Genomic DNA, 17,807 nt, shown 5'->3' with positions numbered 1-17,807 from the left:
TTTTCTAAGCGTAATACAGGCAGCGAATTTCGCTGCCTGTAAAGGATGGCTTTATGAGCGTCAGGCGAGTTTTATCATAATCATACCGGCAAGCAGCAAGATGAGTCCCATCCAGCCCTTGTTATTTAAACGCTGGCCGAAGAGCACCCAGCCTGCGGCCAGCGTGGCGGCGATACCAAAACCGCCCCACAGCGCATAGGCCACCGACAGGTCAATCCCTTTTACCGCCTGGGACAGCGCGCTGAACGCGCCCAGAACCGCGGCAATCGACATCAGGCCGTAGAGCTTACGGCGAAAACCATCGGAGAATTTCAGCAGAACGTTCGCCAGAATTTCCAGCACGATGGCGAACCCCAGCCAGGCCGCATGAACCCACTCAAACTGTTGCATGGTTCTGCTCCTTCTGCACTTTAGACGGCTTACGGGTACCTGATTTAATCAGCACAATACCCGCGACCAGCGTCGTTAATCCGGCGACCTTCATTGTTGTTAATGTTTCGTCAAATATCAGCACGCTGAACAGCGTAATCAACAAAATACCGATCCCTTCCCACAGGGCATACGCGACGCCCAGCGCAATTTTTTTCACCGCAAATGAGAGGAAAATATAAGAAAGCGAAATCATCACCAGCATCAAAATAAAACCAGTATTGCCATCGCTGACGCTTGCCCACTTCATCGACAGCGTGCCGGTAATTTCAGCAATAATAGCCAGTGCTAATAAAATCCAGTAAAACATGTTTTTCTCCTGCTTGAGAATATAATCCATCGTGGCCCGCTGCGTGCAGCAAACCCAAAAATACGAATTGAAATCAGTCAGCTAAGCGCTTAGCGCCAGCTCAGGCAGAAGAAATGACTAGAGTGCGGTGCGCCAGTGTTGCTCACCAGAAAGCAGGCAGAAAGAGGTGGAATATACAGCAGTATTGTTTGAAGAGTACGTCCTGAACATATTGTCCATAAAATTACAATTATCCGCGTTGTTGCTTCTCGTCTTTGCGGATCAAAATTGTCCTCGGTAGTTAAACACACCGAATTTGTACCATAAGCCAGGATTTTACTCAAAGTCTTTGCAATTCTTTACCCACCCCGTTTGATTTTGGTTAGTTTATTGCAACGCCTTTCGCCTTTATTATAAAAATAACGAAAATTGCGGAGTCACCATGGCTAAACCCATCATTACCCTGAACGGGTTAAAAATTGTCATCATGCTGGGCATGCTGGTGATCATATTGACAGGCGTGCGCTTTGCCGCCGACATTATTGTGCCCTTTATTCTGGCCCTGTTTATTGCGGTGATCCTCAACCCGCTGGTGCAGCGCATGACGCGGCTGCGCGTCCCGCGCGTGCTGGCCATCACGCTGCTTATCAGCATCATTATTGTGGCGATGGTGCTGCTGGTCGCTTATCTGGGCACCTCGCTCAATGAACTGGCGCGAACGCTGCCGAAATATCGCTCTTCGCTGGCGATCCCCCTGCTGCAGCTGGAGCCCTGGCTGCAGCGCGCGGGGATCGAAGTCTCGGTTGAGGAACTCCTGAAATATATCGACCCCAATGCGGCGATGACGATCGTCACCAGCCTGCTGACGCAGCTTTCCAACGCCATGACCTCCATTTTCCTGCTGTTCTTAACGGTGGTGTTCATGCTGCTGGAGGTGCCCCAGCTGCCGGCAAAGCTGCAGCAGATCATGGTCCGTCCGGTTGAAGGAATGGGGGCGATTCAACGCGCGCTGGACAGCGTTTCTCGCTATCTGGTGCTGAAAACCGCCATTAGCCTGGTGACGGGCGTTGTCGTCTGGGTGATGCTTCTGGCGCTGGACGTCCGCTTCGCGTTCGTCTGGGGGTTACTGGCGTTTGCGCTTAACTACATTCCCAACATCGGCTCCGTGCTGGCGGCGATCCCCCCTATCCTTCAGGTGCTGGTTTTCAGCGGGCTTTATGACGCGCTGATCCTGCTGGCCGGATACCTGGTCATCAATCTGGTGTTCGGTAACATACTGGAACCGCGCATGATGGGCCGGGGCCTGGGGCTGTCCACGCTGGTGGTCTTTTTGTCCCTGATATTCTGGGGCTGGCTGCTCGGGCCCGTTGGGATGCTGCTCTCCGTTCCGCTCACCATCATCGTCAAGATTGGTCTGGAGCAGACGGCGGGCGGGCAAAGTATCGCCGTGCTGCTGAGCGATATGAGTCATAAATAGCCGTCATTCCGCCATCGACAGGAGGGGCTTGCGGGTCCTTCCACCTGTACGATAAGTACTGAGCGCCCTTCGCCACTCCGCCAGCGGGTACACCGTAACGTCGCTGTACTCACTGTCGGGCAACCTCAGCCAGATGCGCTCGAACTCCGCGCGCCACGCCTCAACGCTGAGCGCATCCAGACCGTTTCGGATATGGAACCACGCCACGCGCGGCGCAGGCCGCCGCTGTGTGAAGGCTTGCCCGGACAGCAGCCCGTAGCAAACAAACATGCCCGGCTCGGGCATCACGCTGAGGATCGCTTCCGCAAGCGGCCCGCCGGTGGCATCGTAGACGATATCGCTGCGTGCGGCGACGGCGCCGATTCTGTTTGCGTCATGCTGCGCGACAGGCGCGATCCCCATCGCCTCCAGCCGTTCAGCATGCACGGCGGAACGGTGAATGCCGTACACCGCTTCCGCCCCCGCCTGACGCGCCCACTGCCCCAGCAGGATGGCGCAATCGGATCCCGCAGCCGTGAGCAAGACCCGCTTTCCGCGCGGCGGGTAGCGGGTCAGCATCATCTGCGCCGCCAGCGGGTTGATGTAGGCACGCGCGGCCAGGCGCGAGTCGACAGCGTCCGGAACGGGTATCGCATACTCTGCCGGACAGTCCACATAGCGCTGCCAGGTGCCCTGACCGCGCAGCGGCAGGACGCGCTTACCCACCAGATGCTTAAACGAGGCGGGCGCCCCGGTGACAACCCCGACACCTTCATACCCCGCGACGGCGGGTAACGGGGTTCGGTGGCGATAGGCGCCGGTGATGGGGATAAGATCGGACGCGTTGACCGGAGAAAACAGCATCCGCACGCGGAGCTGTCCGGGCGCAAGCGCGCCCAGCGGCGCGTTTTCAGGTTGCAGAACAGATTCTGGCTCGCCAAACCGGCGATACCAGAGGGCCAGATTTTCCATTACGATCTCAAGGCTGATAGCGGAACTACTCGCGCCAGCCCATTGCCGGTGCGACATGTTTGAGAATAGACTCAATCACGTGCGCATTATAATCCACCCCCAGCTGGTTCGGTACGGTCAGTAAGAGCGTATCCGCCTCGGCAATCGCCTCGTCTTTTTTCAGCTGTTCAACCAGCTTGTCCGGCTCCGCGGCATAGCTGCGCCCGAAGATGGCGCGCGTTTTCTCATCAAGATAACCCACGCTATCGCTGTCGTTGCGGCTGGCACCGAAATACATCCGGTCACGGTCGTCCATCAGCGCAAAAATACTCCGGCTAACCGACACGCGCGGCTCGCGCGTATGCCCTGCGTCTTTCCAGGCCTGACGGTACGCGCGGATCTGTTTTGCCTGCTGAATATGGAACGGCTCGCCGGTTTCATCGTCCTTCAGCGTTGAGCTTTGCAGGTTCATGCCCAGTTTTGCCGCCCATACCGCCGTCGCATTAGAACCCGCGCCCCACCAGATACGCTCGCGCAGCCCTTCTGAATAAGGCTCCAGACGCAGCAGCCCCGGTGGATTGGGGAACATTGGCTGCGGGTTCGGTTTGGCAAACCCTTCCCCACGCAGCACCTCAAGCAGCACCTCGGTATGACGACGCGCCATATCCGACTCGTTTTCCCCTTCCTGCGGGACATAGCCGAAATGCCGCCAGCCATCAATAACCTGCTCCGGTGAGCCCCGGCTAATGCCCAGCTGCAGGCGACCGCCGGAAATCAGATCCGCCGCGCCCGCATCTTCGGCCATGTACATCGGATTTTCATAGCGCATATCGATCACGCCGGTACCGATTTCGATGGTCTTCGTTTTTGCGCCAATGGCGGCCAGCAGAGGGAACGGCGAGCTAAGCTGTCGGGCGAAGTGGTGCACGCGGAAATAGGCGCCGTCTGCCCCCAGCTCTTCAGCCGCCACGGCTAAATCGATGGACTGCAGCAGCGTATCGGCCGCCGAGCGCGTGCCGGACTGCGGTGAAGGCGTCCAGTGGCCAAAGGATAAAAATCCGATCTTTTTCATAACCCTGTGTCCTGATAATGCGTTGCGTTCTGTCCACTTTACGCATTACCCGGTAAGAATAAATGCCGTTTATTTAACGGAATGGTTCAAATAAATTGACATAACTGACGAGTTCGTCACGACGCAACGTTATGGGATATACTCTTCCCCACTCTTTTCATGGCAGGTAAAACCGGCAATGGCTTTGATCCCCAAAAACTACGTGCGGCTGGAAAGCGGCTATCGCGAAAAAGCATTAAAAATTTATCCCTGGGTGTGTGGACGCTGCTCGCGCGAGTTTGTCTATTCCAATCTGCGTGAACTCACGGTTCACCATATCGATCACGACCATACCAACAACCCGGAAGATGGCAGCAACTGGGAGCTGTTGTGCCTGTTTTGCCACGATCATGAGCATTCGAAATACACCGAAGCAGATCAGTACGGCACCACCGTGGTGGCCGGGGAAGACGCGCAAAAAGACGTGGGCGTCGCCACGTTTAACCCGTTTGCCGATTTAAAGGCGATGATGGATAAGAAGAAGTAATCCTCTCGCCCCCTCGCTCACATCATGATCCGCGAATTTAGAATGTCCAGGTGATAGCGGCGGTTGCAGACCCCTCATTACGCCGCATCACGATCGGGCTTTGATTGGCATGGTCGCCAAGCCAGGTATAGTCCGCGCTGAGGACAGTTCCCCAGTGACCATCGAACTGATGGCTCCAGGTCAGGCTGGTGTCGACGCCATAAAATCCACCCGGCGCAGCATAGCGGCGATAGCCGGTGCGGCGGCTCTGCTGCTCACTGACCCCATACCAGGTATTCAGGTAACGGCTGTCGCCAAACAGGGCCGCAGACTGAAAGGCTATCGTGTCCTGGTTATTTTGTACCGGGATCAGCGTAACGGAGGCCTGATAGCTTGCCCCCTGACTGTCGGTTAACGGCAGCGTCGCTTTGCCTTCCATGCTCAACCATGGCGCAGCCTGCCAGCCGACGGCAAGGCCGGTATTCAGGGTGGCATCAATATCCCCCATCCCTTTCAGGTTGTTTGCACCCTCGCGCCAGCCAGAATTTTTATCAGCCCTTCCGGGGTCGTAGCCCAGCGTGTGTTCGAAATACCAGCCGCTGTCGTTTTGCAGGTCATATCCCACCCCTTTTTGTGCATCAACAAAGAAAGCACCTTTGCGTCCCTGCAGCACAGGAACCACCTGCCATACCTGCTTGTCTGAGCCTGAGTAACGCGGGGCATATTGCCCTCCCAGCCCGACGGTTAAGGAATCAGACGCGGTGTCATCATCCGCCTGCGCGGCGGATGCCATGACCATCAGAAGCGGGACGGACATATACAGGACTTTTTTTATCGCTATCATACTGCTCTCCTTACAGACGCTGGCGTCTCCTGAGACAGGAATAGCCACACAATGTTGGCGCAGTATGATTTGGCTGAATCAATGAATCGTCGGGATAGTGTTAAGAAATGGTCAAGGTGAACGGATGTTATCCAGAAGAGTGCTGATTATTGAAGATGACGCCGACGCGGCTGGCGTGCTCGAAGCCTATTTACGGCGTGAAAATTACGACGTGACCATTACCGGAGACGGTCTTTCCGGGCTGGATATGGCGCAGCGGTGGAAGCCCGACCTCATCCTGCTGGACGTGATGCTGCCGGGACTTAACGGCACCGAGGTGCTGGCGGGCCTGCGTCGTAAAAGCGATGTGCCGGTAATCATGGTCACGGCCATGGGGGATACTCCCGATCGCATTGGCGCCCTGCGCTACGGTGCCGATGATTACGTGGTGAAGCCTTATCATCCGGGCGAAGTGGTGGCGCGGGTGCAGGCGGTGCTGCGGCGCAGCAGTAAAAAAGAGACAGAGGAAAAGATCCTTCGCTGGCAAACGCTGGCGGTGGATGTCGCCGCCATTGTGGCGTGCGTGGACAACGGCGACGACGCGCCTGTGATGCTCGATCTTACGCCAACGGAATTCTCGCTTCTGGCAACGCTGCTGCGCTCGCCTGCGCACCCGTTCTCCCGCCAGTATTTACTGGAACACTGTTTGCCGGAAAGCGAGGCGCTGGAGCGCGTGGTGGACACCCATATTTATAACCTGCGTAAAAAACTCGAAGCTGTGGGTATTTCCGGCGTGCTGATCAACGTGCGCGGCGTGGGTTACAGGTTCAGACAGCCATGATAAAAAACCGGCACGCCTCTCTGTGGCGCTGGATTTGCGCGCGCATCTTAGCGCTGGCCATCGGCAGCGTGATCGTCATTGCCACCTGCATGTGGCTGCGCTATGCGGTCCAGAACTACTGGATCATGGGCAGGATGCCGCCAGCGGTCCGGCAGGAGTTTCTTGCGCTCAGCCAGAACCCGCAGGCCAATCCGGCCCGCTTCCACACGATTGTGGATACCTGGTGGGGCCTGAGCTATTCCACGCCGTCCATCGCCTCAGCGGACTGGGTCACGGTGGCCCTGCTGGTGCTGGTGATGATCCCGTTTATTGTGGTGATGGGGCTCAAACACGCCCGCCCGCTGGCGCTGCAGTTCAGCCGCCTTCGCGATGCGGCAAAGGATGTCGCCGAAGGGCAGTTTGGCCGTCAGGCAGAGCTCATCAAGGATGCACCGGCAGAAATGGTCAGCTTTGCGACCGACTTTAACTCCATGACGGGGCAACTGGCCCGCTATGAGAAAGAGCTCCGCGCCTCGCACGTCGCGATGGCGCACGAGCTGCGCTCGCCCCTGACGGCCGCCATCGGGCGTCTGCAGGGAATGCTAGACGGCGTGTTTGATGCCAGCCCGGCGCAGCTGGGCATGGTGATGAAACAGCTCCAGCACCTCAACCGCCTCACCGACGAGCTCCACCTTCTCTCTTTGGCAGACGCGGGTAACCTTGTGCTGGAGGACCAGCCGTTCTGTCTGGATGAGCTGATTCACGAGCGGGCTGCCTGGATCATGCCCCAGGCGGATGCGCATCATTTCAGGATAACGCTGCGTAACCCGCACACCAGCCCCTTCCGGGGCGATGCGTTCCGTATGGGGCAGGTCGTTACCATCCTCATGGAAAATGCGCTACGTTACGGACGCGAAGGCGGCCACCTTGAGGTGGCGCTGCATTACGCCAGCGGGCATTACATCCTCGAATTCACCGATGACGGGCCGGGCGTGTCGCCCCAGTTCTTACCGGAAATGTTTAAACGCTTTAGCCGCGAGGAGCAGTCCCGCGCGCGGCATTCCGGCGGCAGCGGCCTCGGTTTGTCCATCGCCCGGGCGATTTGCGAGGCGCATGGGGGTGAGATTAGCGCGTCATTACCGGAAACCGGCGGCCTTGCGGTGCGCATTTTGTTGCCCTGGCAGCCGTCCGATAATGAAAATCTCCCCTCTTGATAAAGCCTTGACAGAACATCGAATCTTTCTCGACGTAGCGCGCATTTAATAACGCCATTCCCTTTATGGAGCGGCGTTATGTCAGACGAATTTTTTCTCTCCCTCCGCCACTGCCTGCATCATTTGTACGGCGTGGCGCGCACCTTTTCCTGGCTGCATTTTCTTCCCCTGGCCCTGCTTGCGCTGGCGATTTTTCCGCTGGCCGGCTGCGGTGATAAACACGAAAACAAACCTGACCCAGTGCGTAAGGTACGCTACGTCGTCGTTGGCTCCGCCCAATCCCTTCCCGCGCTGGAAAGAACCGGTGAGATCCATGCCCACGATGAAACGACCCTGAGCTTTCGCACCGGAGGCCGGATACTGACGCGTAGCGTTGATATTGGCGACCGGGTCACTGCCGGACAGCTGCTGGCCACGCTTGATAATACGACCGGGCAAAACCAGCTCGACAGCGCCGTGGCCGACTATGAAGGCGCCAAAGCCTCAGCCCAGGTCGCCGCGCTTAACGTCAGTCGCATGCAAAAGCTCATGCCAACGGGTGCGATAGCCCGCACGCAGCTCGACAGCGCCCGGGCTGACTGGCTTGTCGCCCGCGCGCGCTTAAAAAGCAGCGAGGCCGCATGGCGAAATGCCCGCGAAAGCCTCGGCTGGACGCGCCTGATCGCGCCGCAAGCGGGCGTCATCACGGCCGTGAGCGCCTCTGCGGGACAGGTTGTCAGCGACGGCCAGTCCGTTCTGACGCTGGCGACCGGGGAAGCCCGCGACGTGGCGTTTGATATTGCCGCGCCCGATGCGATCCCGCCTCTGGATAAGGCGGTTTTGCAGGTTTCCCTGCTCGGCGACCCGTCGGTGCAGGCGTCTGCCCTGCTGCGGGATATCACCCCGCAGGCCGATCCTCAGACCCGCACGTGGCGCGTCAGAGCCACCCTGCAAAACCCGCCGGAGGCCATGGCGCTGGGCGCCAGCGTCACCGTGACGTTGCCCTCCGCCGCCCCGCACGGGTACGCGCTTCCCGCGTCAGCGCTGACTCGCGTCGGCGACAAACCGGCCGTTTTTGTCATTACCCCGCAGTCGCGGGCGCAGCTGCGCGTGGTGATACCCGTCGGCTATACGGCCTCCTCCGTCATGATTGCCTCCGGCCTTGAGCCAGGCGACAGGGTGATTACGGCGGGCGTGAGCACATTACGATCCGGCGAGCCGGTGATGGCCGGAGAGGTTCAGCCATGAACACAGGATCGGAAGCAAAATTTAACCTCTCAGCCTGGGCGCTGAAGAACCAGCAGATGGTCAGCTTTTTCATGCTGCTGGTGATTGCGATGGGCGTGTTCTGCTATGAGAAGCTGCCGCGTAACGAAGATCCGGCATTCACCATTAAAACGGCCGTCGTCTCCGCACAGTGGCCGGGAGCCTCCGTGACGGATACCACCCGCCTGCTGACCGATACGCTTGAAAAAAAGCTGCAGGAAACGCCCTGGCTGGACTATCTCGAAAGCGAAACCCGTGCCGGACGCACCGTTATCCACGTCAACCTCCGTGATGATACGCCCCCGCAAAGCGTGCCCGATATCTGGTATCAGGTTCGCAAAAAAATGCAGGACATCGCGCCGTCCCTGCCCGAAGGGGTGCAGGGTCCTGCCGTGGATGACGAGTTTGACGACACGTTCGGCACAATTTACGCCTTTATTCCCGAAGGCTTCACCCTGCGGGAGGTACGGGATCGCGCAGAGACAATACGGCGCGAGCTCATGTCCCTGCCGGATATGGGCAAAACCACCCTGCTGGGCGAACAGCAGGAGCAGTGGGTTCTCGCCTTTTCTCCGGCGCGCCTGGCCGGTATGGGGCTGGATATTCAGGACGTTGCCGACGCCCTCCGGGCGCAAAACGCCGTTGTCCCGGCAGGAACGATGCGTACCGGGCAGGAGAACATGGCGATAAAGGTCAGCGGGGCGCTCACTACCGAAGAGAGTTTGCGCGCCGTCACGCTGCACGTTAACAATCGCTATATTCCGCTGACCGACATTGCCACCGTCACCCGGGAAATCGCCGAGCCACCGGCCCCGGCCTACCGGGTGAACGGCAAACCGGCTATCGGGCTGGCGGTGTCGATGGCGCCGACAGGCAACATGCTGCGTTTCGGTGCTGCGCTGAACGCAAAAATGGCGGCCCTCAGCGCCGGGCTGCCGCACGGTATCGAGATGGTGAAAGTCGCCGATCAGTCAGCGGTGGTGAGTGAAGCGGTAAGCGGGTTTATCCGGGTACTTATCGAAGCCGTTGTTATCGTGCTGGCGGTTTCATTTGTCTCGCTGGGTTTGCGGGCCGGACTGGTGGTGGCGACGGCCATTCCGCTGGTGCTTGCCATGACGTTTGTCGGCATGATGCTCGCCGGCATCGGCCTTCAGCGTATCTCGCTCGGGGCGCTGATCATTGCCCTGGGCCTGCTGGTGGATGACGCCATGATCGCCGTCGAAACGATGGTCTCCCGACTGGAAGCGGGGGATTCCCGTCGACTCGCGGCCACCTATGCATTCAAAACGACGGCCTTCCCGATGCTCACCGGTACTCTGGTCATGATTGCCGGTTTTATTCCCGTTGGTTTTGCGGCCTCCAGCGCCGGTGAATACTGCTTCTCCCTGTTTGCGGTGGTGCTCATCGCCCTGCTCTGCTCCTGGGCCGTCGCGATCCTGTTTTCGCCGCTAACGGGCACGTGGCTGCTGCCGGAAAAAGTCAGACATCACGCGGCAGGACCGGGACGGATCGCGCGCGGGTATGGACGGCTTTTACGCCTGGCGCTCCGCCACCGGCTCGCTACCGTACTGATTGCGCTTGCCACGCTGGGGCTGTCAGCGTACGGCACGACGTTTATGCAGGGCGAGTTTTTCCCCGCCTCGGACCGGCCCGAGTTGCTGGTCAGCCTGACGCTTCCGGCCAACGCGTCGCAGCCGGAAACGCTCAGAGAGGTGGAAAAGCTGGAAAAAGCGCTGGCCGACAACAGCAATATCGATCGCTTTTCGACGTACGTTGGCTCAGGCGCCGTCCGTTTTTACCTGCCGATGGACGTGCTGCTGGAAAATGAAAATATCGCCCAGATGGTTGTGGTCGCGAAGGATCTTGCGGCGCGGGATCGTCTGCACGCACAGCTCAACACGATCCTGGCGACGCAATTTAGCGACATCATCACCCGCGTGTCGCCCCTTGAGCTGGGGCCTCCCGTCGGCTGGCCCATCAAATACCGGGTGAGCGGGCCGGATTATCTGCAGGTCCGGGCGCTTGCGAACCGTCTCACGGACGCGATTGGCCGCTCCCCGTTCTCACGCGACGTTAACCAGACGGCCGGAGAGCCGGAGAGGGTCATCACCCTTAAGGTGAATCAGACGGCGGCCAGAGCGGCGGGAATATCGTCAGAAAGCCTTGCCCGCACGCTGAATACCGTCTGGTCCGGCAGCGTTGTCACGTCCATCAGAGATAATGACCGCCTTGTCGACGTGGTGCTGCGGGCCACGGACGATGCACGTCACAGCACCGCCACCCTCTCCTCGCTCACGATTCAGGGGAATGACGGTAAAAAAATTCCGCTCAGCGCCGTCGCAACGCCGGTCTGGGGCGTGGACGATCCGGTCATCTGGCGCCGCCAGCGCGTGCCCTTTATCACGGTGCAAACCGACCTCGCCCCGGAGCTGAGGGCTGAAGCGGTATCCGCCGCGCTGCGTCCGACGGTGGATAAACTGCGCGCGAGCCTGCCCGCAGGTTACAGCATTGAAGAAGGCGGCGCGGTTGCCGAATCGGATAAGGGGAACAGCTCCGTCTTTACCGTTCTTCCGGTGACGCTGGTCATCATGCTGATGCTGCTGATGCTTCAGCTGCGGCGATATTCCCGTATGCTGCTGGCGCTCCTGATGGCCCCGTTTGGTTTACCGGGGATCGTGCTGGCTATGCTGCCTGGCGGCACGCCGATGGGGTTTGTCGCGCTGCTGGGCGTCATCGCCCTGGCAGGGATGATCGTGCGTAACGCGGTGATATTGATTAGCGAGGTTGACAGCAATCTAGCTCAGGGGATGGCAAACGATGCCGCGATTATGGCGGCCGCGGAGCACCGGGCCAGACCCATCTGTCTGACCGCCTGTGCCGCCATTCTGGGCATGATCCCCATCTCTCACCAGGTCTTCTGGGGCCCAATGGCCTATGCCATCATCGGCGGGCTGCTGGCTGCGACGCTGGTGACGCTGACCGTGTTACCCGCGTCGTTTAGCCTGCTGTTACAGTGGGGGGCTCAGCGCAAAGCCGCAGCCGACGGGCCGGGCTGAGTCCCCATCGTTCTCCGATTACGCGGCGGTCAGCGCAAAACGGTCTTTCAGGACATGGCGGATGTCCTCCTCCGCCAGCTGCCGCGTTTCAGTGCCGTTCGCCGTGATGGTTTTCAGCATATCGCCCAGCAAAATCTGGCGTCCTTCCGGGCTGTGCTGCACCACCACCCGCTTCTGCACAAAAATAGCATCAGGATGCGTGGAGTTCAGGTAGTTGGCCGGAACGAAATCAATCCACTCCTGGGGCGTGAGATCGAAGCCGTATTGTCGGGCCCATTCGCCTTCAACCTTCGCCTCAAGCAAATACTCGCCCTCCGCGCTGCGGCTCAGGCGAAACGTGTCGAAATCCTGGGTGATTTCCACGTCAAGCGTATCCAGCGCCATTGGCGCGCGGATGCCGTAGCTGCCGAAGCCGAGATCGCAAAGCCACTGACGGCTCTCCACCGCGGCGATGAGCGCCATATGGGTTTTTGGCCGCCGCGCGGGGTAGAACATCGGGCGCGCCGCCACGAAACGGTAAGGTATCCCTAACGCTTCCAGCGCCATGGCAAAAAGCCCGTTCACCTCATAGCAGTACCCGCCGCGCCCTTTCTTTAGCACCTTCTCGGCAATGTCGTCTGGTGCCAGCGAGACAATTTTCCCCGCCTGCACGTCCAGATTTTCAAAGGGAACGGAAAAGATCTGATGACGCATCAGCGCATGCAGGGTGGACGTATCGGCCGCCGCCGGTCCGGTGTAGTTTATGCGTTTGAAATACGAGGAAATGTCGAAATTATCGCTGTGCATAATGCCTCCTTGTCCTGAACATGCCGGACACTATAGATGGCGCACATCATTGGCTGTATAGTCAGTTTTATCGAAAATTAGCCTGAACAGATACCCATGTCTGCCCCCTCCCCACACTATCGCCGGATTGCTGAGCGTCTGCGCCTCACGCTTTCTTCAGGCGCATTGCGAGTCGGTGACCGGATGATCTCCGCGCGTAAACTGGCCGAACGCGAGCACGTGAGCCTTCCGACGGCGCTGGAGGCCCTTCGCTGCCTTGAGGCTGAAGGGCTGATCGTTGCGCGACCGCGTTCAGGTTATTACATCCGCCAGATCAGCCTCCCTCCGCGCGCGGAGCCCGCGCGTTCCACGCCGGGCCCGGTGCCCGTGACTATGTCCGCCGTGGCCCGGTCGCTGTTCAGCAGTGCAGAAGCCCGGCTGATCCCGCTGGGCGCCGCCCTGCCCGATCCCGCGTGGCTGCCCGGGGAGGCGCTACAGCGGGCGTTACACTCCGTGGGCCGTCGTCTGGACGCGCATGGGCAGAGCTACAGCCTGCCGCCGGGAAGGCGTGATTTACGAAGCAAGATTGCGGCGCGTGCTGCGCAGTGGGGAGCCCGCTTCGGCGCGGACGATCTCATTATCACCGCGGGCGCGACGCAGGCGCTGCGCCTGGCCCTGCGGGCCGTGTGTCAGCCAGGTGATGTGGTGGCGGTGGAGCAGCCCGCCTACTTTGGCACGCTCCTGCTGCTGGAGGATTTAGGCCTGAAGGCGTTAGAAATCCCCACCGATCCTGCTGAAGGTCTGTTACTGGAACCGCTGGCTGACGCCATCCGCTGCCACCGTCCCGCGGCCGTCCTGGCCTCGCCCACCGTGCAAAACCCATTGGGTGCCAGCATGCCCGTCGCGCGCAAGCAGGAACTGGTTGCTCTGCTTGAAGAAGCCGGTATTCCTCTGATTGAGGACGACGTTTACGGTGACCTGGTCGGTGACGGACAACGTCCTCCGGCCTGCAAAGCCTTCGACCAGAACGGGAATGTGATTTACTGCAGCTCCCTGTCTAAAACGCTTGCACCGGGGTGGCGAATCGGCTGGATTGCCGCCGGACGCTATTACCCGCAGGTCTTGCAGGCCCGCATGGCCGGAGACTGGGCCGGCGCGCCGCTGCTGGAAGCCGCGACGAGCGAGATGCTGGCAAACGGCGACTACGACCGTCACCTGCGGCGGCTAAAGCGGCGGATCGCAGAGGGAATCGCCGCCGTCGTGGCGCGGGTCAAGGCCAGTTTTCCCCCCGGTACCCGCGTAAACGTCCCCGCAGCTGGCTTTCTGCTGTGGGTCGAACTTCCTCCGCAGGTCAACGCGCTGGAGGTGCATCGCCGCGCGCTGGCGCGGGGTATTGGCGTCAGCCCCGGCCCCCTGTTTTCCCCTGGCGCAGAACTCACGCACTTTCTGCGGCTAAACTGTGCAAACGAACCGACGCCCCGCCTGCTCAATGCCGTGGAGCAGATTGGTGCGCTATGCCATGAGCTGGCCGCTTTCACACCAGACTCTCCAGCCATTCGGTAAATACCCGTACCTTGCGGGAGAGATGGCGGTGTGGGTAGAGCAGTGACAGTTTGCGGTCCGGCGAACGATATTCAGGCAGGACCTCAACCAGCAGGCCGCGGTCAATGTAAGGCTGGAGAAAAAGATTCATTCCCTGCATTATCCCCAGCCCGGCCAGACCTGCCGCGATGTAGGCCTCGGAGTTATCCACCACGAGCTTACCGGGTAGCGCGATCTCCGCAACGCCCTCTGGCGTGGTAAACGTCCACGGCTGAACGTGCCTGCTGCTGTTGTTAATCCAGTTAATCGCCTGATGCTTGCGTAAATCCTCCAGCGTTTCTGGCGTACCGTGTTCAGCCAGCCAGGCCGGGCTGGCGCAGGTCGTGATTTTAATGTTCCCGATTTTACGCGCGATATAGTCGCCGTCGTCCAGCTCGCCCACCCGCAGCACGCAGTCCAGACCGTCCCGCAGCATATCCCGACGGCGGTCAGAGCTGCTCAGGATGATGTCGATCTCAGGATGCTGACGATAAAAATCAGGCAGGTTGGGTATCACCCGCAGTGCCGCAAAAGAGATGGGCATATCCACACGCAGCTGGCCGTGTATCGGTCGATCGGCGCCAAACGACTCCAGTAATTCGTCCGCCTGTGCCAGCAGGGGTTTACTGCGGCGATAAAAGGCTTCCCCATCCGGCGTCAGGCTAATCCGACGCGTGGTGCGCTGCAGGAGCCGCGTGCCGCTGTGTTGTTCCAGAAGCTGCAGCGCTTTGGTCACTGCCGGGCGATGGACCTGCAGATTTTCCGCCGCCTGGGTAAGGCTCCCCGAGTCGACAATTTCAATAAAAATCCGAATAGATTCAAAGAGGTTTATTTGCATAAGGGATGTCTTGCCGCGAGCGGGAGAAAATGATTGTTATTAATTTTATAACAGTGATGAATCTTTCTGGCTATTTTTCCTAACAATCTTCCTCTCTACACTCTCCCTCATTCAAACGTAAGGGAGAGTCTGCTATGAAAAATAACCGTATCTGTCAGATCCTGGGTATCGAAAAGCCCGTTATTCAGGGGCCGTTATCCTGGCTTACTGATGCCCGTTTAGTGGCCGCGGTCAGCAATGCCGGAGGACTCGGTGTGCTGGGTCCCAACGCAGGGTTAACCGCCGATACTGCGGTCTCCACGCCGGAAGCAACCGCCGAAAAAATGCGGGAAGAAATTCGTAAAACCAAACGGCTGACCGAAAAACCCTTCGGCGTCAACCTGATCCCCACCGCCGTTAATGACGTCTGGACCGGGCCAATTCTTAAGGTGGTAAAAGAGGAAGGCGTCAGGGCCGTGGTGTACACGGGCTATGGGGAAGGCAGCATTATTCCCGCGCTGTTTAGTGAGTTAAAAGAGGCGGGTATCGCCATTATCTACCGCGACATCAATCCCACGCCGGAAAACACCCTTCTTGCTGAAGAGATGGGGGCAGACATCATCGTCGCCACCGGTTTTGACGAGGGTGGGACGCTACCCGCGACGGCGCTGGGTACCTTTTCCATCGTGCCGCTGATTGCCGATGCCGTGAAGCACGTCCCGGTGATGGCCGCGGGCGGTATTACCGATAATCGCACCGCCAGAGCGGCGCATGCATTGGGGGCGGAAGGCGTGTTTGCCGGTTCGGTCTTTATCAGTACCGAAGAAAGCCGCGTGCCGCAGGGGGTCAAAGAGAAAATTGTTGCCGCCAACGGTCTGGACCTGCTGCTTTTCCGCACAGTCCCCCACTACTATCGTTCTCTCCCCGGCAAGCTGGCGGAAAAACTGGCGGCGATGGATAAAGCGGGCGCAAGCAACGAAGCGCTGGGCAAGGCGATGGGCGGATTACGGGGCCTGCGCCTGGGCATGCTGGAAAATAACACCGATGAAGGGTATATCGCGCTCGGCACGGGGATTGGGAATATCCGCAGCGTGAGAAGCGTGGCCGAGGTTGTCGATGCGTTAACGGTTGAGTAAGCCCTTAACCCTGATGCTATGGACGCTGCACAGGAGCAGCGTCCGCAAACCGTCTGCGGTCCTTTTTCATAGATTGAGGATTGCGCGTTCTTTAACCACAGCGTCAGGATTGGCACGTTTTACCGCTGCCAGAAAAGCCGTGAAGTTATGATTCCAGAGGGTAAGATTGTTATAAAACTGCACCTGCTTTTCATTAACACCGTCGCGGTAAATAACAATCCAGACCCGTCTGCTATTTATCTCGGTATTCCCCGGTCTGATTTTAATGATGTTAGCCAGCGCAATTTTACGGGTGGCGTTGTTTTTAACTTCATATAAAAACTGGTCATCATAAAACCAGGTTTTACCTCCATTCCCGCCAAATATTGAGGGACTGGCAGAGATCTTTTTCATCCCGTTACGGTCTGAAATGATACGTTTTGCCTGGCGAATGCGTCTGACCAAAAAGCTTAACAGAATGAGAAGCGCAATGAGGGGCAGAGCGACTGATATCATTTTTAGACTTTCGTGCATATCCCTGCCCCACAATACATTCATTTTAACGCGTGAGTATAACGCGCCGATCGTTGATGACAACAACCCTTACGGTCAGGGAATAATCCGCGCGGCTCTCAACTGCGCAAACAGGTGGAAAAACATCTCATCCGTCGCCTGCATTTGCGTAAAGCCCGCCCTGCGCAGCTTGCTCCCGTCACCAAACATGTCGTAATTCCAGCTTAAGACAAAATCGGCAAACCGCCCGTCGCTCAGCTGCAGAATATCCGCTTCCACCAGCCGCTCTCCGGCAAGCTCGCGCCATACGCCGCGATAGTCCGTAAACAGCTGATGAAATGACAGCCTCACCGGCGGTGCAGAGTCCAGGTCAAACCAGCGTGCGATGCGCGGCCAGAGCTCGCTCCAGCGCCAGATATCGCCATTATTCACGTTGAACGCCTGATTCTGTGCCGCAGGTGACGCGGCGGCCCACAGCGTTGCCTCGGCCAGCAGCCCGGCGTCGGTATGGTCAACGATACTGTGCTAGGTCTGTTCCGAACCGGGAAAACGCAACGGTAAACCCAGCGCCTTGCACAGGGAGGCGTACAGGGCAATGCTCAGCGCAAGGTTCATGGCATTGCCCGGTACCGCACTCCCTACCACGCCCGGCCTGATGGCATTCCAGTGCCAGCGCTTTCCCCGCTGAAACTGGCTGAGCCACGCAAGCTGCGCGGCGTTAAATTCGGCACCCGGTACGACGGGATCGCTTTCGCGCGCCGGGGTTTTAAACGGCCCCAGATGCGCGCCGTAGACCTTGTACCCCTGCATCAGGCTTACCGTCTGCAAAGGTGCCGTTTTTTCGAGGATGCTGACCAGATTACGCAGCATGGTGACGTTCGGCTCAACCATGTCTTCCCAGTTCGCCGCGTTCGCCCAGGCGCTGTAAAAGAGATGGGTGGCACCGTCCAGGGAGCGCAGCGCCCGGGCGCTGTCCTTTTCATCCAGTAAATCGATCTTGACCATCGGAATGCCGTCAGGATGCGACCCGGCATGGCGGCTAAGGCCGATCACCTGCCACTGATGGTGCAGGAGCGTGTTGACCATCTGTCTGCCGACAATGCCGCTGGCGCCCGCGACCAGGGCGACGTTGTGTTGCTTCCTATTATTCATGGTA

At 58.9% G+C, this 17,807-nt stretch carries 16 protein-coding genes and 2 pseudogenes; 8 read left to right on the top strand and 10 right to left on the bottom strand.

What is annotated here, in order from left to right; genetic code table 11:
* Positions 1 to 60: 60 nt before the first annotated feature.
* The 3 genes and pseudogenes from mdtI to BFV67_RS24875 form a co-directional block, all read right to left on the bottom strand.
* Positions 61 to 390: a multidrug/spermidine efflux SMR transporter subunit MdtI gene (mdtI, locus tag BFV67_RS09460; protein ID WP_008502462.1), complete on the bottom strand. Its 330-nt coding sequence runs from the start codon at positions 388 to 390 to the stop codon at positions 61 to 63.
* Positions 377 to 739, bottom strand: coding sequence for a multidrug/spermidine efflux SMR transporter subunit MdtJ (mdtJ, locus tag BFV67_RS09455; protein WP_008502463.1), 363 nt, complete (start codon positions 737 to 739; stop codon positions 377 to 379). Before mdtJ ends, mdtI begins: the two co-directional genes overlap by 14 nt.
* A gap of 117 nt (positions 740 to 856) precedes the next feature.
* A pseudogene (locus BFV67_RS24875) lies at positions 857 to 1,027 on the bottom strand (protein YdgV).
* Positions 1,028 to 1,160: 133 nt separating this feature from the next.
* Here BFV67_RS24875 and BFV67_RS09450 point away from each other — a divergent pair.
* Positions 1,161 to 2,195 carry an AI-2E family transporter gene (locus BFV67_RS09450; protein WP_048963167.1) on the top strand — a complete coding sequence of 345 codons (1,035 nt, stop codon included), beginning with the start codon at positions 1,161 to 1,163 and terminating at the stop codon, positions 2,193 to 2,195.
* 3 nt (positions 2,196 to 2,198) lie between these two features.
* Here the strand turns inward: BFV67_RS09450 and BFV67_RS09445 are convergent, their stop codons facing one another.
* Both BFV67_RS09445 and BFV67_RS09440 read right to left on the bottom strand, forming a co-directional pair.
* On the bottom strand, positions 2,199 to 3,146 hold the full coding sequence (locus BFV67_RS09445; RefSeq protein WP_069598196.1) for a zinc-dependent alcohol dehydrogenase family protein: 948 nt from the start codon (positions 3,144 to 3,146) through the stop codon (positions 2,199 to 2,201).
* 25 nt (positions 3,147 to 3,171) lie between these two features.
* A complete protein-coding gene (locus BFV67_RS09440) occupies positions 3,172 to 4,197 on the bottom strand; it encodes an LLM class flavin-dependent oxidoreductase (RefSeq protein ID WP_008500518.1) in 1,026 nt (341 codons plus the stop codon).
* Positions 4,198 to 4,375: 178 nt separating this feature from the next.
* Between BFV67_RS09440 and yajD the strand changes: the two genes are divergently transcribed.
* Positions 4,376 to 4,723 (top strand): HNH nuclease YajD, encoded by a 348-nt coding sequence (gene yajD, locus BFV67_RS09435; RefSeq protein ID WP_055322329.1) that lies wholly within the window; start codon positions 4,376 to 4,378, stop codon positions 4,721 to 4,723.
* A gap of 37 nt (positions 4,724 to 4,760) precedes the next feature.
* Here the strand turns inward: yajD and BFV67_RS09430 are convergent, their stop codons facing one another.
* A complete protein-coding gene (locus tag BFV67_RS09430) occupies positions 4,761 to 5,546 on the bottom strand; it encodes a MipA/OmpV family protein (RefSeq protein ID WP_069598195.1) in 786 nt (261 codons plus the stop codon).
* A gap of 124 nt (positions 5,547 to 5,670) precedes the next feature.
* On the opposite strand from BFV67_RS09430, the gene BFV67_RS09425 reads away from it, so the two are divergent.
* From BFV67_RS09425 to BFV67_RS09410, 4 genes are all read left to right on the top strand, one after another.
* Positions 5,671 to 6,366 carry a response regulator gene (locus tag BFV67_RS09425; RefSeq protein WP_008500520.1) on the top strand — a complete coding sequence of 232 codons (696 nt, stop codon included), beginning with the start codon at positions 5,671 to 5,673 and terminating at the stop codon, positions 6,364 to 6,366.
* Positions 6,363 to 7,559, top strand: coding sequence for a sensor histidine kinase (locus tag BFV67_RS09420; RefSeq protein ID WP_069598194.1), 1,197 nt, complete (start codon positions 6,363 to 6,365; stop codon positions 7,557 to 7,559). Before BFV67_RS09425 ends, BFV67_RS09420 begins: the two co-directional genes overlap by 4 nt.
* 78 nt (positions 7,560 to 7,637) lie before the next feature.
* Entirely contained in the window at positions 7,638 to 8,786 is a 1,149-nt protein-coding gene (locus BFV67_RS09415; protein WP_069598193.1) for an efflux RND transporter periplasmic adaptor subunit, read from the top strand.
* The gene (locus tag BFV67_RS09410) at positions 8,783 to 11,860 is read left to right on the top strand and encodes an efflux RND transporter permease subunit (protein ID WP_069598192.1); all 3,078 of its coding nucleotides are present in this window, start codon (positions 8,783 to 8,785) and stop codon (positions 11,858 to 11,860) included. The genes BFV67_RS09415 and BFV67_RS09410 overlap by 4 nt, the downstream gene beginning before the upstream one ends.
* Before the next feature lie 18 nt (positions 11,861 to 11,878).
* On the opposite strand, the gene BFV67_RS09405 is transcribed toward BFV67_RS09410, so the two are convergent.
* Positions 11,879 to 12,646, bottom strand: coding sequence for an arylamine N-acetyltransferase family protein (locus tag BFV67_RS09405; RefSeq protein WP_058653677.1), 768 nt, complete (start codon positions 12,644 to 12,646; stop codon positions 11,879 to 11,881).
* 96 nt (positions 12,647 to 12,742) lie between these two features.
* Here BFV67_RS09405 and BFV67_RS09400 point away from each other — a divergent pair, with 96 nt between their 5' ends.
* Complete coding sequence (locus BFV67_RS09400; protein ID WP_069598191.1) at positions 12,743 to 14,188, top strand: aminotransferase-like domain-containing protein; 1,446 nt, start codon at positions 12,743 to 12,745, stop codon at positions 14,186 to 14,188.
* On the opposite strand, the gene BFV67_RS09395 is transcribed toward BFV67_RS09400, so the two are convergent.
* Complete coding sequence (locus tag BFV67_RS09395) at positions 14,160 to 15,044, bottom strand: LysR family transcriptional regulator (RefSeq protein WP_039025404.1); 885 nt, start codon at positions 15,042 to 15,044, stop codon at positions 14,160 to 14,162. The two genes, BFV67_RS09400 and BFV67_RS09395, sit on opposite strands and share 29 nt — an antisense overlap.
* A gap of 134 nt (positions 15,045 to 15,178) precedes the next feature.
* Between BFV67_RS09395 and BFV67_RS09390 the strand changes: the two genes are divergently transcribed.
* On the top strand, positions 15,179 to 16,159 hold the full coding sequence (locus tag BFV67_RS09390) for an NAD(P)H-dependent flavin oxidoreductase (RefSeq protein WP_069598190.1): 981 nt from the start codon (positions 15,179 to 15,181) through the stop codon (positions 16,157 to 16,159).
* 66 nt (positions 16,160 to 16,225) lie between these two features.
* Here the strand turns inward: BFV67_RS09390 and BFV67_RS09385 are convergent, their stop codons facing one another.
* Both BFV67_RS09385 and BFV67_RS09380 read right to left on the bottom strand, forming a co-directional pair.
* Entirely contained in the window at positions 16,226 to 16,672 is a 447-nt protein-coding gene (locus BFV67_RS09385; RefSeq protein ID WP_031274987.1) for a hypothetical protein, read from the bottom strand.
* Positions 16,673 to 16,747: 75 nt separating this feature from the next.
* Positions 16,748 to 17,803: pseudogene (locus BFV67_RS09380) on the bottom strand (SDR family oxidoreductase).
* Positions 17,804 to 17,807: the final 4 nt, after the last annotated feature.

It is taken from the genome of Enterobacter roggenkampii (genome assembly GCF_001729805.1).
Lineage (GTDB): Bacteria > Pseudomonadota > Gammaproteobacteria > Enterobacterales > Enterobacteriaceae > Enterobacter > Enterobacter roggenkampii.
Note: the sequence above shows the minus strand (reverse complement) of the source record. Positions and strands in the feature narration are given on the sequence as shown.

Bases quoted from the DNA above. Each gene is read 5' to 3' on its own strand.
- BFV67_RS09400 (WP_069598191.1), top strand. From the start codon at position 12,743: ATGTCTGCCCCCTCCCCACACTATCGCCGGATTGCTGAGCGTCTGCGC.
- BFV67_RS09445 (WP_069598196.1), bottom strand. From the start codon at position 3,146: ATGGAAAATCTGGCCCTCTGGTATCGCCGGTTTGGCGAGCCAGAATCT.
- BFV67_RS09450 (WP_048963167.1), top strand. From the start codon at position 1,161: ATGGCTAAACCCATCATTACCCTGAACGGGTTAAAAATTGTCATCATG.
- BFV67_RS09410 (WP_069598192.1), top strand. From the start codon at position 8,783: ATGAACACAGGATCGGAAGCAAAATTTAACCTCTCAGCCTGGGCGCTG.
- BFV67_RS09440 (WP_008500518.1), bottom strand. From the start codon at position 4,197: ATGAAAAAGATCGGATTTTTATCCTTTGGCCACTGGACGCCTTCACCG.
- yajD (WP_055322329.1), top strand. From the start codon at position 4,376: ATGGCTTTGATCCCCAAAAACTACGTGCGGCTGGAAAGCGGCTATCGC.
- BFV67_RS09425 (WP_008500520.1), top strand. From the start codon at position 5,671: ATGTTATCCAGAAGAGTGCTGATTATTGAAGATGACGCCGACGCGGCT.
- BFV67_RS09420 (WP_069598194.1), top strand. From the start codon at position 6,363: ATGATAAAAAACCGGCACGCCTCTCTGTGGCGCTGGATTTGCGCGCGC.
- mdtJ (WP_008502463.1), bottom strand. From the start codon at position 739: ATGTTTTACTGGATTTTATTAGCACTGGCTATTATTGCTGAAATTACC.
- BFV67_RS09390 (WP_069598190.1), top strand. From the start codon at position 15,179: ATGAAAAATAACCGTATCTGTCAGATCCTGGGTATCGAAAAGCCCGTT.
- BFV67_RS09405 (WP_058653677.1), bottom strand. From the start codon at position 12,646: ATGCACAGCGATAATTTCGACATTTCCTCGTATTTCAAACGCATAAAC.
- BFV67_RS09385 (WP_031274987.1), bottom strand. From the start codon at position 16,672: ATGCACGAAAGTCTAAAAATGATATCAGTCGCTCTGCCCCTCATTGCG.
- mdtI (WP_008502462.1), bottom strand. From the start codon at position 390: ATGCAACAGTTTGAGTGGGTTCATGCGGCCTGGCTGGGGTTCGCCATC.
- BFV67_RS09415 (WP_069598193.1), top strand. From the start codon at position 7,638: ATGTCAGACGAATTTTTTCTCTCCCTCCGCCACTGCCTGCATCATTTG.
- BFV67_RS09395 (WP_039025404.1), bottom strand. From the start codon at position 15,044: ATGCAAATAAACCTCTTTGAATCTATTCGGATTTTTATTGAAATTGTC.
- BFV67_RS09430 (WP_069598195.1), bottom strand. From the start codon at position 5,546: ATGATAGCGATAAAAAAAGTCCTGTATATGTCCGTCCCGCTTCTGATG.